This is a genomic window from Bradyrhizobium sp. HKCCYLRH3061 (assembly GCF_051168015.1).
Lineage (GTDB): Bacteria > Pseudomonadota > Alphaproteobacteria > Rhizobiales > Xanthobacteraceae > Bradyrhizobium.
Genome location: NZ_JBNPUE010000001.1, coordinates 468,654 through 487,035, shown reverse-complemented (window position 1 = coordinate 487,035; position 18,382 = coordinate 468,654). Strand labels below are relative to the sequence as shown.

The 18,382-nt window shown below is 67.2% G+C and carries 15 protein-coding genes; 11 read left to right on the top strand and 4 right to left on the bottom strand.

Features of this window, described 5'->3' with window-relative positions; all coding sequences use genetic code 11:
- Window positions 1-28: 28 nt before the first annotated feature.
- A complete protein-coding gene (locus tag ACQR2C_RS02320; RefSeq protein ID WP_434880342.1) occupies window positions 29-967 on the top strand; it encodes an AEC family transporter in 939 nt (312 codons plus the stop codon).
- 28 nt (window positions 968-995) lie between these two features.
- Window positions 996-2,708, top strand: a complete 1,713-nt coding sequence (locus ACQR2C_RS02315; RefSeq protein ID WP_434880341.1) for a thiamine pyrophosphate-binding protein — start codon at window positions 996-998, stop codon at window positions 2,706-2,708.
- A 4-nt stretch (window positions 2,709-2,712) separates the two neighbouring features.
- Here the strand turns inward: ACQR2C_RS02315 and ACQR2C_RS02310 are convergent, their stop codons facing one another.
- Window positions 2,713-4,023 carry an MFS transporter gene (locus tag ACQR2C_RS02310; RefSeq protein ID WP_434880340.1) on the bottom strand — a complete coding sequence of 437 codons (1,311 nt, stop codon included), beginning with the start codon at window positions 4,021-4,023 and terminating at the stop codon, window positions 2,713-2,715.
- Window positions 4,024-4,177: 154 nt separating this feature from the next.
- Between ACQR2C_RS02310 and cyoA the strand changes: the two genes are divergently transcribed.
- The 7 genes from cyoA to ACQR2C_RS02275 are packed head-to-tail and all read left to right on the top strand — an operon-like array spanning window position 4,178 to window position 11,108.
- Entirely contained in the window at window positions 4,178-5,353 is a 1,176-nt protein-coding gene (gene cyoA / locus ACQR2C_RS02305; RefSeq protein ID WP_434880339.1) for a ubiquinol oxidase subunit II, read from the top strand.
- 9 nt (window positions 5,354-5,362) lie between these two features.
- The gene (cyoB, locus tag ACQR2C_RS02300) at window positions 5,363-7,372 is read left to right on the top strand and encodes a cytochrome o ubiquinol oxidase subunit I (protein ID WP_434880338.1); all 2,010 of its coding nucleotides are present in this window, start codon (window positions 5,363-5,365) and stop codon (window positions 7,370-7,372) included.
- Window positions 7,369-7,998, top strand: a complete 630-nt coding sequence (cyoC, locus tag ACQR2C_RS02295) for a cytochrome o ubiquinol oxidase subunit III (RefSeq protein ID WP_316181674.1) — start codon at window positions 7,369-7,371, stop codon at window positions 7,996-7,998. The genes cyoB and cyoC overlap by 4 nt, the downstream gene beginning before the upstream one ends.
- Window positions 7,995-8,354: a cytochrome o ubiquinol oxidase subunit IV gene (cyoD, locus tag ACQR2C_RS02290; protein WP_434880337.1), complete on the top strand. Its 360-nt coding sequence runs from the start codon at window positions 7,995-7,997 to the stop codon at window positions 8,352-8,354. Before cyoC ends, cyoD begins: the two co-directional genes overlap by 4 nt.
- Window positions 8,354-9,178 carry an SURF1 family protein gene (locus tag ACQR2C_RS02285; RefSeq protein WP_434880336.1) on the top strand — a complete coding sequence of 275 codons (825 nt, stop codon included), beginning with the start codon at window positions 8,354-8,356 and terminating at the stop codon, window positions 9,176-9,178. The genes cyoD and ACQR2C_RS02285 overlap by 1 nt, the downstream gene beginning before the upstream one ends.
- 54 nt (window positions 9,179-9,232) lie before the next feature.
- On the top strand, window positions 9,233-10,585 hold the full coding sequence (locus ACQR2C_RS02280; RefSeq protein WP_315802090.1) for an ATP-binding protein: 1,353 nt from the start codon (window positions 9,233-9,235) through the stop codon (window positions 10,583-10,585).
- Complete coding sequence (locus ACQR2C_RS02275) at window positions 10,575-11,108, top strand: response regulator transcription factor (protein ID WP_434873184.1); 534 nt, start codon at window positions 10,575-10,577, stop codon at window positions 11,106-11,108. The genes ACQR2C_RS02280 and ACQR2C_RS02275 overlap by 11 nt, the downstream gene beginning before the upstream one ends.
- 145 nt (window positions 11,109-11,253) lie before the next feature.
- On the opposite strand, the gene ACQR2C_RS02270 is transcribed toward ACQR2C_RS02275, so the two are convergent.
- Genes ACQR2C_RS02270 through ACQR2C_RS02260 form a run of 3 tightly spaced genes read right to left on the bottom strand, consistent with a single transcriptional unit; the run spans window position 11,254 to window position 16,008 of the window.
- On the bottom strand, window positions 11,254-13,215 hold the full coding sequence (locus ACQR2C_RS02270) for a MacB family efflux pump subunit (RefSeq protein ID WP_434839440.1): 1,962 nt from the start codon (window positions 13,213-13,215) through the stop codon (window positions 11,254-11,256).
- The gene (locus ACQR2C_RS02265) at window positions 13,215-14,504 is read right to left on the bottom strand and encodes an efflux RND transporter periplasmic adaptor subunit (protein WP_316181682.1); all 1,290 of its coding nucleotides are present in this window, start codon (window positions 14,502-14,504) and stop codon (window positions 13,215-13,217) included. The genes ACQR2C_RS02270 and ACQR2C_RS02265 overlap by 1 nt, the downstream gene beginning before the upstream one ends.
- Window positions 14,505-14,532: 28 nt before the next feature.
- Window positions 14,533-16,008, bottom strand: a complete 1,476-nt coding sequence (locus tag ACQR2C_RS02260; RefSeq protein ID WP_434880335.1) for an efflux transporter outer membrane subunit — start codon at window positions 16,006-16,008, stop codon at window positions 14,533-14,535.
- Window positions 16,009-16,238: 230 nt separating this feature from the next.
- Between ACQR2C_RS02260 and ACQR2C_RS02255 the strand changes: the two genes are divergently transcribed.
- Both ACQR2C_RS02255 and ACQR2C_RS02250 read left to right on the top strand, forming a co-directional pair.
- The gene (locus ACQR2C_RS02255; RefSeq protein WP_315802094.1) at window positions 16,239-17,006 is read left to right on the top strand and encodes a response regulator; all 768 of its coding nucleotides are present in this window, start codon (window positions 16,239-16,241) and stop codon (window positions 17,004-17,006) included.
- Window positions 16,996-18,363: an ATP-binding protein gene (locus ACQR2C_RS02250; RefSeq protein ID WP_434880334.1), complete on the top strand. Its 1,368-nt coding sequence runs from the start codon at window positions 16,996-16,998 to the stop codon at window positions 18,361-18,363. Before ACQR2C_RS02255 ends, ACQR2C_RS02250 begins: the two co-directional genes overlap by 11 nt.
- The last annotated feature ends 19 nt before the right edge of the window (window positions 18,364-18,382 follow it).

Here is an 18,382-nt window from a genome sequence, read left to right as displayed (position 1 = left end):
TGCGCGGCGCGTCTGATATGTAGCTGCGATGCAGGCTGTCCTCAATTCCGCTCTTCCCATCTTCGCGTTGATCCTCACGGGGTTCCTGTGCGGCTGGTTCAATGTGTTCGACCGCACCGCGACCGACAATCTGAATCGTTTCGCCGTGTACCTGGCGCTGCCGGCGCTGATCTTCACGGCGATGTCCAAGATCGGCCTCGAGCAGGTCGGCCAGTTCGGCTTCATCGGCGCGTTCTGCGGTGGCATCGCCGCGACCTTCGCGACCGGCTTCGTGATCAGCCGTCTGCGCGGCCGCCGCGCCGCCAATGCCAGCATCGAGGGGCTCGATGCCGGCTACAGCAATGTCGGCTTCATGGGCATTCCGATGTGCCTCCTGGTGTTCGGCCCGGACAGCGCGCCGGCCTCGATCATCGCCACCCTGTTCACGGCCTGTGTGCTGTTCCTGTTCGCGATCGTCGTCGTCGAGATGGATCTGCAGAAGGGCGCCACCCTGGGCGCAACGATCGCCAAGGTGGCGCGTTCGCTGCTGACAAGTCCGTTGTTCATCGCGCCCGTCGCCGGACTCGCGGTCGGCCTCAGCGGCTTCGCATTGCCGGCGCCGTTCATGAGCTTCACCAGCCTGCTCGGCGGCGCGGCCTCGCCGGCCGCTCTGGTCTGCATCGGCCTGTTCCTGGCGCAGGAGCGCGTCGTCACGCACGATGCGACATCAATCGCGATCCTGGTGTCGCTGAAGCTGCTGATGCAGCCCGCGGTGACCGCGCTGCTCGCCTTCCACGTCTTTTCGATGCCGCCTCTCTGGTCGCACTCGGCCGTCATCCTCAGCGCGTTGCCGATCGGCTCGGGGCCGTTCACGATCGCCAAACTGTATGGGCTCGAGGCGGGTGTCACGTCGGGCTCGATCCTCGTCTCGCACATCTTCGCCGTCCTCACCGTCTCGCTGCTCGTGGCCTGGCTCGCGCCGGGCTGATCGCAACTTCATTCGCTGGAGTGGTCCGATGAAGATCTCCCCCGACAGTGCCGCCGACCTGATCGCCCGCCTGCTCAAGCGCCGCGGCGTTGCCCGCGTGTTCGCGCTGTGCGGCGGCCATATCATGCCGATCTGGATGCGGCTCGATGCGGAAGGCATCCGCATCATCGACGTGCGCGACGAGCGCGCGGCCGTGCATATGGCGCAGGCGCATGCGGAGCTGACTGGTGAGCTCGGCGTCGCCCTCGTCACGGCTGGGCCCGGCATGACCAACGCGATCACCGGCATCGCCAACGCCCACGTCTCGCGCGCGCCGGTGCTGGTGATCTCGGGCGGCAACCCGCGTCCGCAGGAGAACCGCGGCGGCCTGCAGGACATGGACCACACCCAGCTCGTGCGTTCGATCACGCGCTACGCGCGCACCGTGCGCGAGCCGTCGCTGGTGCTGCAGGAGCTCGACGAGGCGATCGCGCGCGCGTTCGGCGACGGCGGCGAGCCAGGACCTGCGTTCATCGATTTCCCGGTCGACACCTTGCGCGGCATCGTGCCCAAGGCGCTGCAACTGGAGGAGCATCTCGCGCCGAAGCCGCGGGCGGCGCCGCGGCCGGACCAGGCCGAGGTCGAGAAGGCGGTCGAGCTGTTGTGGTCGGCGCGGCGCGTGCTCGTCATCTCCGGCCGCGGCGCGCGCGGCGCCGGCCCTGAGCTGATCGCGCTGCTCGACCGGCTCGGCGCCGTCTATCTCGACACCGGCGAGAGCAGGGGCCTCGTGCCCGACGATCACCCCTCGGTGGTCGGCGCGATGCGCGGCGCTGTCATGGGCGATGCCGACGTGGTGCTGACGGTCGGCCGCCGGCTCGACTTCCAGCTCGCCTACGGCTCGCCGGCCGTGTTCAAGGACGCCAAATTCGTCCGCATCAGCGACACCGCGAGCGAGCTGCGCGACAATCGCCGCGGCGCAGCCGAAATCCTCGCATCACCTGCGGAAACTCTCCGGGCAATGGTTGCGCTCGCGGGCAATCGCGAGTCGGCTGTCGACAAGCAATGGGCTGGCAAGCTCCGCTCCGCGCATCAGGAGCGCGCGGCCAAGCTGCGCCAGAGCATGGCGACAGCGTCGGCCGGCAGCGACGGACGGTTGCATCCGAACCGCGTGCTGTCGGCCCTGCAGGAGGCGATCGGCAATGATGCCGTGGTCATCACCGACGGCGGCGACTTTCTCTCGTTCGCCCGCGTCGGCCTGAGCGCGCCGCTGATGCTCGATCCCGGCCCGTTCGGCTGCATCGGCATCGGCGTGCCCTATGGCATCGCCGCGAGCCTCGCCTTTCCCGACAAGCCCGTGGTGGTCGCGACCGGCGACGGCGCCTTCGGCTTCAACGCGATCGAGGTCGACACCGCCGTGCGCCACAAGGCGCCGGTGCTGATCGTCGTCGCCAACAACGGCGCCTGGCAGATCGAGGTGCACGACCAGACCGTGACCCATGGCAAGGTGGTCGGCACCAGGCTGCAATTCGCCGATCACGCCGCGATGGCGCGCGCCTTCGGCATGCATGCCGAGCGGGTCGAAACCGAGAAGCAGCTCGGACCTGCGATCCAGCGCGCGCTCGCGAATCGCCCGGCGCTGCTCGATTTGGTGGTGACGCCGGAAGCGGTGTCGTCGGATGCCAAGACCGGGCTCGCATGGGTGCCGGATCTGCAGCCGCTGGCAGCGTGGGACGAGGCGGAGCGCAAGTGGCGCGGCGTGTGAGGCCTCACACCTGCTGCAGCTGCCGCGGCGCGCTGAGCCACAGCGCGAGCAGGGTGCAGACGGCGCCGGACAGCAGATAGCCGCCGGCCGACAGCAGGCCGAGATTGGCGGCCAGCACCAATGCCGCCAGCGGCGCGAAGCCGGCGCCGAACAGCCAGGCGAGGTCCGCCGTGAGCGCCGATGCCGTATAGCGATAGGTGCGCGCGAAATTGGCGGCGATCGCGCCGGAGGACTGGCCGAACGACAGGCCGAGCAGGATGAAGCCGAGCACCATGTAGATGGTCTCGCCGATCGGGCCGGCATCGAGCAGTTGCGGCGCGAAGCCCGAGAACACCGCGATCGCGATCGCCGAGCCGATCAGGAGCGACTTGCGGCCGATGCGGTCCGCGAGCATGCCGGACGCGACAATGGCGACGACGCCGAACACCGCGCCGACCGCCTCGATGACGAGGAAGCGCGCCGGCGTCTCCTTGGTGAACAGGAACACCCAGGACAGCGGAAACACCGTCACCATGTGGAACAGCGCGAAGCTCGCCAGCGGCGCGAACGCGCCGATCACGATGTTGCGGCCCTCGTGCCGGATCGTCGTCATGACGCGCGCCGGCTGCAATTCGCGCGACTGGAACAGCTCGTCATATTCAGGCGTCACCACCATGCGCAGCCGCGCGAACAGCGCCACGACGTTGATGGCGAACGCCACGAAGAACGGGTAGCGCCAGCCCCAGTCGAAGAAGTCGGCCGCCGAGAGATAGCCGACGAAGAAAGCGAACAGCACGCTGGCGACGATCAGCCCGAGCGGCGCGCCGAGCTGCGGGATCATCGCATACCAGCCGCGCTGGTGCTCCGGCGCATTCATGGCAAGCAGCGACGCCAACCCGTCCCAGGCGCCGCCCCAGGCGAGGCCCTGGCCGATCCGCGCCAGCGCCAGCAGCCAGATCGCCGCGACGCCGACGGTGTGGTAGCTCGGCAGGAACGCGATCGCGACCGTCGAGGTGCCGAGCAGGAACAATGCGGTGATCAGCTTGGCGCTCTTGCCGTAGCGGCGGTCGATCGCCATGAAGATCACGCTGCCGAACGGGCGCGCGATGAAGGCGAGCGCGAACAGCGCGAACGAATACAGCGTCTGCGTCAGCTCGTCGGCGAACGGAAACACCAGGCGCGGAAACACGATCACCGAGGCGATGGCGTAGACGAAGAAGTCGAAGAATTCCGACGTGCGCCCGACGATCACGCCGATCGCGATCTCGCCCGGATGCGCCTCATGCGTGCGGGAGAGATGGGTTTCGCCGTCGGCGGTCGCCGCTGCCTGTGTCATCGCGCTGCCTGCAGTCCTCTCGCACTCTATTGTCGCCCCGTAATTGTCGTCCTCGGCGCCGCTCCGGTATTGGACAAATTGTCCAATGTCGGCCGTGTCGCCCGATCGCTAGGTGAGGCCTCGTTCAGAGGTCCGCCGTGCGACGAGGTTGAGCGTGCGTTACTGGAAATTCTTAGCCATGCTGCCGCTGGGGCTCGCGCTGGGCGGCTGCAATCTGGTCGTGCTCTCGCCCTCCGGTGACGTGGCCGCACAGCAGCGCGATCTCGTGATCATCGCGACCGTGCTGATGCTGCTGATCGTGGTGCCGGTGATGGCGGCCACCGCCATGATCGCATGGCGCTACCGCCAGTCCAATAAGGCGGCGACCTACACGCCGGATTGGGATCACTCCACCCAGCTCGAGCTTCTGATCTGGGCGGCGCCGCTGCTGATCATCATCTGCCTGGGCGCGGTGACGTGGATGGGTACGCATCTGCTCGATCCCTATCGCACGCTCGGACGCATCTCCGCCGAGCGCGCGGTGACGCCGCAGGACAAGCCGCTCGAGGTCAACGTCGTCGCGCTCGATTGGAAGTGGCTGTTCATCTATCCCGAATACGGCATCGCCAGCCTCAACGAGCTCGCAGCTCCCGTGAACCGGCCGCTCGATTTCAGGATCACCTCGTCCTCGGTAATGAACTCGTTCTATATTCCGGCACTCGCCGGCCAGATCTATGCGATGCCGGGCATGCAGAGCCGGCTGCACGCCGTCATCAACAAGCCCGGCATCTATCGCGGCTTCTCGGCCAACTACAGCGGCTCCGGCTTCTCCGGCATGCGCTTCGCTTTCCGTGGCCTGTCGGATGCGGACTTCGCCGGCTGGGTCGACAAGGCCAAGGCGAGTGGGCAGGAGCTCAACAAGCAGGATTATCTTGCGCTCGAGCGTCCGAGCGCCAATGAACCGGTTCGCCACTATGCCTCGGTTGACAGCGACCTGTTCCGCGCCATCCTCAACATGTGCGTCGAGCCCGGCAAGATGTGCATGAGCGAGATGATGGCGATCGACGCGCAGGGCGGCATGGGCATGGCCGGCGTGCGCAACACGCTGCCGCTCGCCTATGACAAGTTCGCCGGCCGCGGCGCCGTGTTCGGCGCCGAGCCGAGCTTCGTTGCCGGCGGCGTCTGCCTGCCGGGCGATCAGGTCACGCGGATGGCCGACGATTCTTCGCCGACCGTGCTGGCGCCGCTGGACTGGACGCCATTGCAGGGGCGCGGGCTGGCGCGGCCCGGCCTGCTGCGGCCGTCCAAGGCATCCTTCATCACGGGGCCAACCTCAAAGTCGGATTCGTGAGGGTCCATCATGTTCGATACAGCAGAGCTCACAAAGATCATCTTCGGCCGGCTGACGCTGGAGTCGCTGCCGCTGCACGAGCCGATCATCGTCGGCACCTTCGCCATGGTCGCGCTCGGCGGTCTCGCGCTGTTTGGCGCGATCACCTATTTCCGGCTGTGGGGCTATCTCTGGAAAGAGTGGTTCACCACCGTCGACCACAAGCGCATCGGCATCATGTACATGGTGCTCGGCATCGTCATGCTGCTGCGCGGCTTCGCCGATGCGCTGATGATGCGCCTGCAGCAGGCGATCGCCTTCAATGGCTCCGAAGGCTACCTGAACTCGCACCACTATGATCAGGTGTTCACGGCGCACGGCGTGATCATGATCTTCTTCGTGGCGATGCCGCTGGTCACCGGCCTGATGAACTATGTCGTGCCGCTGCAGATCGGCGCCCGCGACGTGTCGTTCCCGTTCCTCAACAATTTCAGCTTCTGGATGACCACGTCCGGCGCCGTGCTGGTGATGTGCTCGCTGTTCGTCGGCGAGTTCGCGCGCACCGGCTGGCTGGCCTATCCGCCGCTGTCGAACCTGTCCTACAGTCCGGATGTCGGCGTCGACTATTACATCTGGGCGCTGCAGGTTGCCGGCGTGGGAACGTTGTTATCCGGCGTCAACCTGATCTGCACCATCGTCAAGATGCGCGCCCCCGGCATGACCATGATGAAGATGCCGGTCTTCACCTGGACGTCACTGTGCACCAACGTCCTGATCGTCGCCTCCTTCCCGGTGCTGACAGCGGTGCTGGCGCTGCTGTCGCTCGACCGCTACGTCGGCACCAACTTCTTCACCAATGATTTCGGCGGCGATCCGATGATGTATGTCAACCTCATCTGGATCTGGGGCCATCCCGAGGTCTACATCCTCATCCTGCCGGCGTTCGGCATCTTCTCCGAGGTGACCTCGACCTTCTCGGGCAAGCGGCTGTTCGGCTACACCTCGATGGTCTACGCCACCGTCGTCATCACCATCCTGTCCTATCTGGTCTGGCTGCACCACTTCTTCACCATGGGGTCGGGGGCCAGCGTCAACTCCTTCTTTGGCATCACCACGATGATCATCTCGATCCCGACGGGTGCGAAGATGTTCAACTGGCTGTTCACGATGTATCGCGGCCGCATCCGCTTCGAGCTGCCGATGATGTGGACGGTCGCCTTCATGCTGACCTTCGTGATCGGCGGCATGACCGGCGTGCTGCTCGCGGTGCCGCCGGCCGACTTCGTGCTGCACAACAGCCTGTTCCTGGTCGCGCATTTCCACAACGTGATCATCGGCGGCGTGCTGTTCGGCCTGTTCGCCGGCATCGCCTATTGGTTCCCGAAGGCGTTCGGCTTCAGGCTCGATCCGTTCTGGGGCAAGCTGTCGTTCTGGTTCTGGACGGTGGGCTTCTACTTTGCCTTCATGCCGCTCTATGTGCTCGGCCTGATGGGCGTGACACGTCGCCTGCGCACCTTCGACGATCCGAGCCTGCAGATCTGGTTCGTGATCGCCGGCATCGGCGCGTTCCTGATCCTGCTGGGCATCGCGAGCTTCCTGATCCAGATCGCGGTCAGCATCCTGCGCCGCGAGCAGCTCGCCGACGTCTCCGGCGATCCCTGGAATGCACGTACGCTGGAATGGGCGACGTCGTCGCCGCCGCCGGCCTACAACTTCGCCTTCACGCCTGTCGTCCACGACAACGACGCATGGTGGGACATGAAGCGCCGTGGCTACACCCGTCCGCTCGCCGGCTTCAAGGCGATCCACATGCCGAGCAACACCGGCACCGGCGTGGTCCTGGCAGCGCTCAGCACCACCATGGCGTTTGGCCTGATCTGGTACATGTGGTGGATGGCGGCGGGCAGCTTCGTCGCGCTGCTCGCGGTCGCGATCGGCCACACCTTCAACTATCACCGCAGCTTCCACATCCCGGCCGATGAGGTCGTCAGCGCCGAGCGTGCGCGCACCGAGCTGCTCGCGGCAGGAGCCAAGTCATGACGGTCGCGATGGGCACGATGAAGGCGGGGGAACCGGTCTTCTACGTCGTCGACGAGCACGAGCACGCCGAAGGCAGCAGCACCATGCTCGGCTTCTGGATCTATCTGATGAGCGACTGTCTCATCTTCGCGATCCTGTTCGCCGTCTATGGCGTGCTCGGCGCCAAATATGCCGCTGGTCCGGCGCCGAAGGACCTGTTCGACCTGTCGCTGGTCGCGGTCAACACCTCGTTCCTGCTGCTGTCCTCGCTCACCTATGGCTTCGCGATGCTGTCGATGCAGCAGAACCGCGTTGGCGCGATGCAGGCCTGGCTCGTGGTGACCGGGCTGTTCGGCCTCGCCTTCCTCGGCATCGAGCTGACCGAGTTCGCGCACATGATCCATGAGGGCGCGACGCCGCAACGCAGCGCCTTTCTGTCGTCGTTCTTCACGCTCGTTGGAACCCACGGCCTGCATGTGACGTTCGGTCTGGTCTGGCTGGCCACGCTGATGGTGCAGGTCAGGACCCACGGCCTGATCGAGGCCAACCGCCGCCGGCTGGTCTGCCTCAGCATGTTCTGGCACTTCCTCGACGTGATCTGGATCGGTGTCTTCACCTTCGTCTATCTGATGGGAATGCTGCGATGAGCTCTGATGCACACGCGCACGGCTCGGCCGACGACCATGCCGGCACGCGCTCCGGCCAGCTGATCGGCTTCGGCGCCTCCGTCGTCCTCACTGCGATTCCGTTTCTGCTGGTGATGAACGGCTCGCTCGACAGGCAGGCCACCGCGCTGATCATCATGGCGTTCGCGGCCGTGCAGGTGGTCGTTCACATGATCTTCTTCCTGCACATGAACACCAAGGCCGAGGGCGGCTGGACCATGATGGCGCTGATCTTCACCATCATCATGGTGGTGATCGCGCTCTCGGGCTCGCTCTGGGTCATGCATCACCTGACCACCAACATGATGCCGGTGCACGAGATGGGCCAGACGCCGTGATGTCGGCTCCTGCCGACGGGGCAGGGGAACGCGATGAGGCCGGCCGCGGGCGATCCGGCGCGCTGCGGCTCGCGATCGGCGCGGCGTGGGTTGCGTGCGTCGCGATTCTGCTGGCGCTGGGCGTCTGGCAGATCGAGCGGCGGGCCTGGAAACTCGACCTGATCGATCGTGTCGAGCGCCGCGTTCATGCCGAACCTGTGCCGGCGCCGGGCCCGGCGGATTGGCCGGCGATCAATCGCAGCGATGACGAGTACAAGCGGGTGACACTGAGCGGCCGCTTTCTCAACGATCGCGAGACGCTGGTGCAGGCGCTGACGGTCGAGGGCTCCGGCTATTGGGTGGTGACGCCGCTGCGGACCGCCGGCGGCACCGTGCTCGTCAATCGTGGCTTCGTGCCCGCGGATCGCCGCGCCCGCGCAAGCCGCAGCGCCGGGAACCCGGATGGCACGGTCAGCGTGACGGGATTGCTGCGGCTCTCCGAGCCGGGCGGCGGCTTCCTGCGCCACAACGATCCCGCGGGGAATCGCTGGTATTCACGTGACGTCGGGGCGATCGCGGCGGCGCGCGGTCTGTCCGACGTCGCGCCATTCTTCGTCGATGCCGATGCGACCCCGAATCCCGGCGGGCTTCCGATCGGCGGACTCACCGTGATCTCGTTTCCGAACAACCATCTGGTTTACGCGCTCACCTGGTTTACATTGGCTCTCATGCTGGCCGGCGCCGGGCTGCAGCGGCTCCGCCGCGCGCAGCGTGACCCGAAGCGCCGGCGGCGCAGGATGTGGAATGGGATCAGCGGCGGCAGGACATGGGTGGATGCGGGGTGACGTGTTGAGGGATCGAAGCTTCCCGTTCTGGCGGCGGAGACCGGACGTGGCCTCATGAGAAGCGAGGCGCCCAACCTGCCGTTCGGAGCCGTGGCCGCGATCGCCACACCCGAGATCAACGCGCCGCTGCCGACCAGGGACGCGACCAACCGCAAGAACATGGTGCTGCTGATCCAGCTGCGCTGGATCGCCGTGGTCGGCCAGATCGTCACCATCGGCTTCGTGACCACCTGGTTCGGCATCGCGCTGCCGGTGCTGCCGATGGTGGCGATCATCTGCGCGCTGGTGGCGCTCAACGTCGCCAGCCACATCTGGCTGCGCAGGCGCGACGACGTCGGCAATCGCCATTTGCTGATCGCCCTGATGCTGGACGTGGTGGCGTTGACATCGGAGCTCTATCTCACCGGCGGCGCGTCGAATCCGTTCACGTGCCTCTATCTGCTGCAGGTCACGCTGGGGGCCGTGCTGCTCGATGCGCGCTCGTCCTGGTCGCTGGTCGCACTGACGGTGCTCAGCTTCATCTGGCTCACCATCGAGTACCGCCCGCTGCAACTGCCGCAGCATCACGTCAGCGATGCCTTCACCCTGCACATCACCGGCATGTTCGTCGGCTTCGTGCTCGACGCCGTGCTGCTCGTCGTGTTCGTCACCCGGATCAACCGGAACCTGCGCGAGCGCGACGCCAAGCTCGCCGATCTGCGCCAGCACGCCGTCGAGCAGGATCACATCATCCGCATGGGCCTGCTCGCCTCAGGTGCCGCGCATGAGCTCGGGACCCCGCTGGCGTCGATCTCGGTGATCCTGAACGATTGGCGGCGCATGACCGCGATCTCTGCCGATCCGACGCTCGCGGAGGATTTCACCGAAATGGAAGCGGCGGTGCAGCGCTGCAAGTCGATCGTGACTGACATCCTGGTCTCGGCCGGCCAGGCGCGGGGCGAAGGCTCGGCGCCCACGACGTTGAAGGCGTTCCTGACGACGCTGGTCGCCGAATGGAGCGCGGCGCGCTCGGCGCGCAATCTGACGTTCCGCAACGAGTTCGGCTCGGATCCGACGATCGTCTCCGACGTCGCGCTGAAGCAGGCGATCGTCAACGTGCTCGACAACGCGTTCGAAGTCTCGCGCGAGTGGGTGGAGTTCGTCGCCGAACGGGACGGCGATCAGCTGCTGCTCAGCGTCAGCGATCGCGGGCCGGGTTTTGATCCGGCGATGCTGGGCCAGCTCGGACGTCCCTATCAGTCGAGCAAGGGCCGCCCGGGGCGCGGTCTGGGCCTGTTCCTGGTGGTCAACGTGATCCGCAAGCTGGGCGGCAGCGTTTCGGCCTGGAACCACCGGGGACGTGGGGCGACCGTACGGCTGTCACTGCCGTTGTCGACGCTTGTGATTGGAGAGCGCGATGGCGAATGACCTGTCCCTCCTGATCGTCGAGGACGACGACGGTTTTGCGCGCACCCTGAAGCGCTCGTTCGAACGGCGCGGCTATGAGGCCGTGATCGCGGCGTCGCTCGAGGATGTCGACGAGATCCTCAAACAGAAGACGTTCGGCTATGCCGTCGTCGATCTCAAGCTCGGCGGCGCCTCCGGCCTCGTCTGCGTCGAGAAGCTGCACGCGCATGATCCGGAGATGCTGATCGTGGTGCTGACCGGCTTTGCCAGCATCGCCACCGCGGTGGAGGCGATCAAGCTCGGCGCCTGCCATTATCTCGCCAAGCCGTCGAACACCGACGACATCGAGGAAGCGTTCCGCAAGGCGCAGGGCAATGCGCAAGTGGCGCTGGCCGAGCGTTCCACCTCGATCAAGACGCTGGAGTGGGAGCGTATCCACCAGACCCTGATCGAGACAGACTTCAACATCTCCGAAGCCGCAAGAAGGCTCGGCATGCATCGCCGGACTCTGGCGCGCAAGCTGGAGAAGCGCCCGGTGAAGTAGGATGGCTGCTGTCGTTCGCAGCGATGGAAAGCAGCTAGTTCGGCAGAGCGTGGCAGGCTCCCTCTCCCCGTGAAGAACGGGGAGAGGGAGCGCACTACCGTCGTGGCGAGCACCTACTCCGCCGGTCGCTCATGCGCGCCTCAACCTACTCCCTCGCCAGCGCCGTTGCCGGATCGAGCCGCGAGGCGCCGCGGGCGGGCATGTAGCCGAAGCCGATGCCGATCGCCATCGACGTGACCGCGGCGCCGACCATGGCCAGCGGCGAATAGATCAGCTGGAAGCCGACGTCGAGCGCGTTGAAGACCGTGCCGAAGCCGACCGCGAGCGCCAGGCCCAGCGCACCGCCAAGCAGGCAGACCAGCACGGCCTCGATCAGGAACTGCATCAGGATGTCGCTGCGCCGCGCGCCGACCGCCATGCGCACGCCGATCTCGCCGACGCGCTCGGACACCGATACCAGCATGATGTTCATGACGCCGATGCCGCCGACCAAGAGCGAGATCACGGCGATGGCCGCCACCAGCAGGGTCAGAACCTGCGTCGTGCTCTCGACGGTCTTGCGGATGTCGTCGGTGTTGAGCACGAAGAAGTCCTTGGCGTTGTGCCGTGCCGTCAGCAGCGCCGTCGCGGCGCGCTCGGCCGCCGCCATCGGCGTCGCCTCGTCGACGCGGACGCTGATGCTGCGCAGCACCTGGTTGCCGAGGAAGCGCGCCTGCACCGTGGTGTAGGGCAGATAGACGATCGGCGTGGAACTGGAGCCGAACCCGGCCTGCTGCTGCTTGGTGACGCCGACGACGCGGCAGGGCACCTTGCCGATCAGGATGACGCTGCCGAGCGGACTGACGTCGGAATCCGGAAACAGCGCCTTGCGCGCATTGTCGTCGATCACGGCGTCCTGGGCGTAGGATCGCACGGTGTCGGCATCGAGATAGCTGCCTTCCGCGAGCTCGGTGTTCTTGACGCGGAAATACTGCTCGCCGACGCCCGAGATCTGGGCGCTGACCTCGACGGCGCCGAACCGCAAGGTGCTGGTGGTCGAGACCGTCGGCGAGATCGCATCCACGTAAGGCTGCTCAGCCATGACCTTGGCATCCGCGAGCACCAGCGTCCTGATCTTGCTGGAACGGGTGTCGCCGAAATCCTTGCCGGGAAAGAATTCCAGCGTGTTGGTGCCGAGCCGGTTGATGTTCTCCAGCACCCGCGCCTGCGAGCCGCGGCCGAGCGCCAGCACCATGACGACGGAGGCGACGCCGATGATGATGCCGAGCATGGTGAGGAAGGCGCGCAGCCGGTGCGCATTCATGGCGAGCAGCGCCATCCGTGCCGCCTCGCGGAAGCGGTCGAGATGACTGCGCCACCATGACGGCGCCGGCGATCCGGCGTCCTCGGCCGCGGCGGCAGCCGCCGGCCCGGGCGAAAGTGGATTGGGCTTGTCCGAGATGACGCGGCCGTCCTGCAGCTCGATGATGCGGCGCGCGCGCTGCGCGACGCCGGCATCATGCGTGACGATGATGACCGTGCGGCCGGAGGCGCTGATCTCGTCGAGGATGCGCAGCACCTCCTCGCCGCTGGCGCGGTCGAGCGCACCGGTCGGCTCGTCGGCGAGGATCACGTCGGGATCGTTGACCAGCGCGCGGGCAATCGAGACGCGCTGCTGCTGCCCGCCGGAGAGCTGTCCCGGCCTGTGATCGGTGCGGCTGCCCATGCCGAGCCGCTGCAGCAGCGCCTCGGCCTTGCGGCGCCGGGCCGACGGGCCAAGCCCCGCATAGACGGCGGGCACCTCGGCATTCTCGGTGGCAGTGAGCTCGCCGAGCAGATGATAGCGCTGGAAGATGAAGCCGAAATGCTCGCGCCGCAGCGCCGCCAGCTCATCCGGATCGAGCGAGCTCATTTCACGTCCGGCGATCCGGTAGCTGCCGGACGTCGGACGGTCCAGACAGCCGAGGATGTTCATTAGCGTCGACTTGCCGGAGCCCGACTGGCCGATGATCGCCACCATCTCGCCGCGCGCGATCCGGAGGTCGACGCCGCGCAAAGCGTGGACCGTGCCTTCGCCGGACGCGTAGCACCGTCCGACATTCTGCAGGTCGATCAGGACCTCGGTCATCATGCGCCTCCGGGCGGCGGCGGCATCACGGTTTGCTTCGGGCCCTGCTCGGGCGCCGAGATCACGACCCGCTCGCCCTCGCGCAGGCCGGACTGCACCTCGGCCCTGATCTTGTTGTTGAGGCCGATCCGCACCGCGCGTTTCTCCAGGGCGCCTGCGCCATTGAGCACGCGGACGTTGTAGCTGCCGTCCGGATTGGCATTGCCCAGGGCCGACGAGGCGATCGTCAGCACGTTGCGCGCTTCGCCGAGCAGGATGTGGACCTCGGCCGTCATGTAGGTCATCAGCCGCCCCTCAGGATTGGCGACGTCGAACACGCCGTTGTAGTAGATCGCCGACGATGTGGATGATGACGACGTGCTGCTGCTGCTCGATGTCGTGGTCGAGCTCGAGGAGAAGCTCGAATCGCTCTTGATCGATTCCGGCGCCGGCTCGATCGTGCCGAGCGTGGCCTCGTAGCGGCGGTCGGGATCGCCGAGGATGGTGAAGTAGATGTTCTGTCCCGGCCGGACCCGGACGACGTCGGCCTCCGAGATTTCGACGCGCACCGTCATGGTCTCGACCTGGCCGAGCACGACGATGGTCGGCGCCGACTGCACCGCATTGACGGTCTGGCCCTGCTGGGTGACGATCGACAGCACGGTGCCGTCGATCGGGGCCGTGATCTTGGTGTAGCCGAGATTGACGCGCGCGGTTTCGATCGCGACCTCGGCCTCGACGATCTGTGCGTCCAACTGCGCGATCTGGGCCTGGGTCTGCTTCGCGGTCGCCTCGGCGCTGTCGTAGTCGGCGCGCGACGAGGCCTTCTGCGCCAGCGTGACCTGCTGCCGCGCCAGGTTCGCCTCGGCGAGCGCCAGGGTGGCGACTTTCTCGTCGCGTTGCGCCCGGACGTTGCGCAGACTCGCCTCGTTGGTGCGCAGCGTATTCTGTTGCGTCAGCGAGTCGATTTCCGCGATCAGATCGCCGGCCTTGACCTTCTGTCCCAGCTTGACGTTGAGTGCGACCAGCCGTCCCGACGCCTGGGCGCCGACCGCCACCAGCTTGACCGGTTTCAGCGTGCCGGTGGCGAGCACGGTCTGCTCGATGTCGCCGAGGGTGACCGGCGCCGTCACCAGGTTGGCGTTCGGATTGCGTGTGAACCGGGTAACGAACAGGAGGGCCAGCGCGAGCGCGACGAGCAGGCTGATGATCAGCACAGCCCGGCGGCGCGGACGCTTCGGCTTCAGCACCGGCGGGACGCCGTCTTCCGTAGCGGACGGTCGGGGCATGTGGGGCAGGGGTGCGTTCATCGCCTTGACTTCGAAAGGGCTGCGGAAATTACCTGGGCGCGCCGACCTGTGCGAGATGCGGGCCGGTGCCGCCGTCGACGATTTCGGGAACCGAGCTGTCGACTGCGCCGGTCCAGCCGCCGCCGAGCGCCTTGGCCAGCGCCACGTAGTTCTTCGCCAGAGTGGCGCGACTCGCGAGCAGGCTGTCCTCGGCCGTGAATTGCGAGCGCTCGGCATCGAGCACGTCGAGGAACGTGCTGGAGCCGGTCTGGTAGAGCGAGCGCGACAGCCGTGCGGCCTCGCCATAGCGCCGCGCCGACTCGCTCAGGCTGCGGATGCGGATGCGCTCCTGGCCGAGGCTCACGATGGCGTTCTCGACGTCCTCGAGCGCGCTGAGCACCGCGCTGCGCCAGGCGACGTGGTATTCGTCGCGCTGCGCCTCGGCGACCTCGACCGCGGCCTGCAGCTTGCCGCCGTTGAAGATCGGCACCGACAGGCTCGGGCCGATCGACCAGCCGATCGTCGAGCTCTTGCCGAGATCGCCGAGCTTCAACGCCGTGGTCGACACCGTGCCGGTCAGGCTGACATCCGGGTACAGCGCGGCGGTCGCCTGTCCGATCTTGGCGGTGAACTGCGCGAGCTGCCGCTCCGCCTTGCGCACGTCGGGGCGCATGACCAGCACGTCGGCCGGGATGCCCTTGGGCAGCGGCAGGCGCGGCGACGGGATCGGAGTCACCAGCGACAGGCGAAGGTTCAGCGCCGTCGGGTCGCGGCCGAGCAGCACGCCGAGCCGATGGACAGCCTGCTGATAGCTGCTCTCATAGGTCGGGATGGTTGCTTCCGTGCTGGCGGCCAGCGCGCTCGCCTTGGCGGTGTCGACGGCCGAGGCCGAGCCGGCATTCTGCTTGCGCTCGGTCAGCGCCGCGGTCTCGCGCTGCGAGGCCGCGGTGCGCCGGGCCAGCGCCGCACGCGCCTGATAGGCGCGGGCATCGATGTAGTTGGAGGCGACGTCGCCGATCAGCGTGAGGAGCGTTGCGCGCAGATCGTCCTCGGCGGCGTCGACGCCGTAGCTTGCGGCTTCGACAGCGCGGCGATTGGCGCCGAACAGATCCAGCTCCCAGCTCGAATCGAAGCCGGCCTGGTACTGGCTATAGGTGGTCGGAGCGATCGCGATGCCATTCGTGGTGCTGCCGGCGCTGCGGGTCTCCGTCGCCGTGCCGGTGCCGCTCACGGTGGGGAACAGCGCGCCGACGGCCTGGCGCTGCGTCGCCCGCGCCTCGCGGATGCGCGCCTTGGCGGCGGCGACGTCGAGATTGCCGTCGACCGCTTCGCTGATCAGCTGATCGAGCAGCCCATCGTGGAGGTTGCGCCACCACTGCGCGAGCTTTAGCGTCTGCGCCGGCTGGTTGCGGTCGCTGCTCCAACGTTGTGGCACGCCGAACTCCGGCGTCACGTAGTCGGGGCCGACGGAGCAGCCGGCGAGCAGCGGCGTGGCGAGGCAGAGTGCGAGCAGGACGGGCTTCACGGCGGCTGATACGATCGCGGTTCGACAGGAGGCCGCGCCGGCTGGTCGGCCACGCCGCAGGACTTCCCCGTTGGTGTTTGTTTGATGCGCAGAGCCTAGGCAGGTTAACGATTGCGCGGGGTTAAGTCGCGTGAAGAAATGTTTCCGCCTTAACAATACAGCTTACTTTCGCCACGATCGCGCGTCGCTTCGGGCTGTTCTTTTTGGCCAAAATCGACCATGTTCCGCGCATGATGTCGTCACACAATACCGTCGTGGCCGCAGACGCAAACATGCCGGCCGCCGCGCGGATCCTCTGCGTCGAGGATGATCGCGAGATCGCGGCGCTGCTCACCGAGCTCCTGCAGGAGCACGGCTTCGCGCCGCGCTTCGTGTCGTCCGCGGCCGCGATGAACGACCTCCTGCAGCGCGAGCAGGTCGACCTCATCATGCTCGACGTGATGCTGCCGGACGACGACGGCATGAGCATCTGCCGCCGCCTGCGCCAGATATCGACGGTGCCGATCATCATGGTGACGGCGAAGGGCGAGGACATCGACCGCATCCTCGGCCTCGAGCTCGGCGCCGACGACTACGTCGTCAAGCCGTTCAATCCGCGCGAGCTGGTGGCGCGCATCCGCGCGCTGCTGCGCCGGTCGCAATTGCACCCCGCCGTGATCGCGGCGCGGCAGGCGCCGATGACCTTCGACGGCTGGCGCATCGAGCCGGCGACGCGCACGCTGTTCGATCCCGACCGCGTCAAGATCACCTTGACCAGCGCGGAGTTCGACATCCTGCTGGCGTTCTGCCGCAACGCCGGCCGCGTGCTGTCGCGCGAGCAGCTGATCGAGCTGGCGCATGGCGGGCAGGCCGGGCCGGTCGAGCGCAGCATCGACGTTCACATCAGCCGCATCCGCCAGAAGATCGAGCCCGGCGCCAGGAGCTGGACCCTGATCAAGACCGTGCGCCTCGGCGGCTACGTCTTCACGCCAAGAGTCGAGACCATCGATGACGCCTGATAGCAAGCCGTGCCCGCGCCTCGGCCTCACCACGCAGATCGTGACCCTGGCGTCGCTGTCGGTGCTGTTCGGCATGGTGCTGATGATCGCGGCCGCGCTTTTGTTTCTCGATCCGCCCGACGAGCAGGAATCCCCGGCCTACGGCATCGCGCGCGTCGCCGAGGCGGTGCACTTCGTCCGCGCCGCGAACGACCCCGTGGCTGTCGAGAGCAGCCTGTCGAGCCTGCGCAGCTCCGGCATCCAGGTCGAGCTGGTGCCGCTGAGCTCGCTGACGCTGCTCGCCAAGCCGGTCAGGGACGTGCCATGGACCTCGCGGCTGGCGCGCCGCCAGCTCAGCGTGCTGCGCGATGTCACCTTGCTCCACGGCGTCGGCTATGGCGCGGCGCCGCCGACCCAGATCATCGTCCAGGTCGACGGCGAGCGCGCGCTGGTGTTCGACGACGTGCCGCGGCTCGAATTCTGGTCGATGGTGTTGAAGCCGGCGGCGGTGTTCCTGTTCCTCATCCTGATCCTGGGCGTGCTGCTGTCGATCTACGCGGCGCGGGCGATCATCCGGCCGCTGTCGGAGATGGCGCGCGCGGCCGCCGCATTCGGCCGCTCGCCGGGTGCGCAGGAGCCGCTGAGCCGGCGTGGCCCGCGGGAGATCGCCCAGGTCGCCGAGGCGCTGAACGAGATGCAGGCGCGCATCCGCGCGCTGCTCGACGACCGCACGCGGATGCTGGCGGCGATCAGCCACGACCTGCGGACGCCGCTGACGCGGCTGCGGCTGCGCTCGGAGCGGATCGCCCAGGGCGAGATGCGCGGCGCGATGCTGCGTGACATCGACCAGGTCAGTCGTATGCTCGACGAGACGCTGGACTATCTGCGCGACGACACCAAGGCCGAGCAGCCGGCGCGGATCGAGCTGTCGAGCCTCCTGGAGACGATCTGCTGCGACTTCGCCGATGTCGGCCACGCCGTCAGCTTCGATGGACCGTCGCGGCTGGTCTGCGAGGGCCGGGCCCGGGCGCTGTCGCGCGCCGTCACCAACGTGGTCGAGAACGCCGTCAAGCACGGCAGCGAGGTCGTGGTCAGCCTGTCGACCCTGGCCGACGGCATGATCGCGATCGAGGTCGCCGACGACGGTCCCGGCATTCCGCAGGCGCTGCAGGCGCGCGCGCTGGAGCCATTCGTCAAGCTCGACCAGGCGCGCTCCGCCGGCGGCTTCGGCCTCGGCCTGTCGATCGCGCAGGAGATCATGAAGAAACATGACGGCGGCATCGCGCTGATGCCGAACGCGCCGCGCGGCCTGCGGGTGCGGCTGTCGCTGCCGCTGCGCCTCGCGATGCCCGCGGCGATCCCCGCCAAGGTGGCGTAGCGGGCGCCACGCGCAGGAA

Coding starts and splice junctions, on each gene's coding strand:
- ACQR2C_RS02320 (WP_434880342.1), top strand. CDS start 29: ATGCAGGCTGTCCTCAATTCCGCTCTTCCCATCTTCGCGTTGATCCTC.
- ACQR2C_RS02315 (WP_434880341.1), top strand. CDS start 996: ATGAAGATCTCCCCCGACAGTGCCGCCGACCTGATCGCCCGCCTGCTC.
- ACQR2C_RS02310 (WP_434880340.1), bottom strand. CDS start 4,023: ATGACACAGGCAGCGGCGACCGCCGACGGCGAAACCCATCTCTCCCGC.
- cyoB (WP_434880338.1), top strand. CDS start 5,363: ATGTTCGATACAGCAGAGCTCACAAAGATCATCTTCGGCCGGCTGACG.
- cyoC (WP_316181674.1), top strand. CDS start 7,369: ATGACGGTCGCGATGGGCACGATGAAGGCGGGGGAACCGGTCTTCTAC.
- cyoD (WP_434880337.1), top strand. CDS start 7,995: ATGAGCTCTGATGCACACGCGCACGGCTCGGCCGACGACCATGCCGGC.
- ACQR2C_RS02285 (WP_434880336.1), top strand. CDS start 8,354: ATGTCGGCTCCTGCCGACGGGGCAGGGGAACGCGATGAGGCCGGCCGC.
- ACQR2C_RS02280 (WP_315802090.1), top strand. CDS start 9,233: ATGAGAAGCGAGGCGCCCAACCTGCCGTTCGGAGCCGTGGCCGCGATC.
- ACQR2C_RS02275 (WP_434873184.1), top strand. CDS start 10,575: ATGGCGAATGACCTGTCCCTCCTGATCGTCGAGGACGACGACGGTTTT.
- ACQR2C_RS02270 (WP_434839440.1), bottom strand. CDS start 13,215: ATGACCGAGGTCCTGATCGACCTGCAGAATGTCGGACGGTGCTACGCG.
- ACQR2C_RS02265 (WP_316181682.1), bottom strand. CDS start 14,504: ATGAACGCACCCCTGCCCCACATGCCCCGACCGTCCGCTACGGAAGAC.
- ACQR2C_RS02255 (WP_315802094.1), top strand. CDS start 16,239: ATGATGTCGTCACACAATACCGTCGTGGCCGCAGACGCAAACATGCCG.
- ACQR2C_RS02250 (WP_434880334.1), top strand. CDS start 16,996: ATGACGCCTGATAGCAAGCCGTGCCCGCGCCTCGGCCTCACCACGCAG.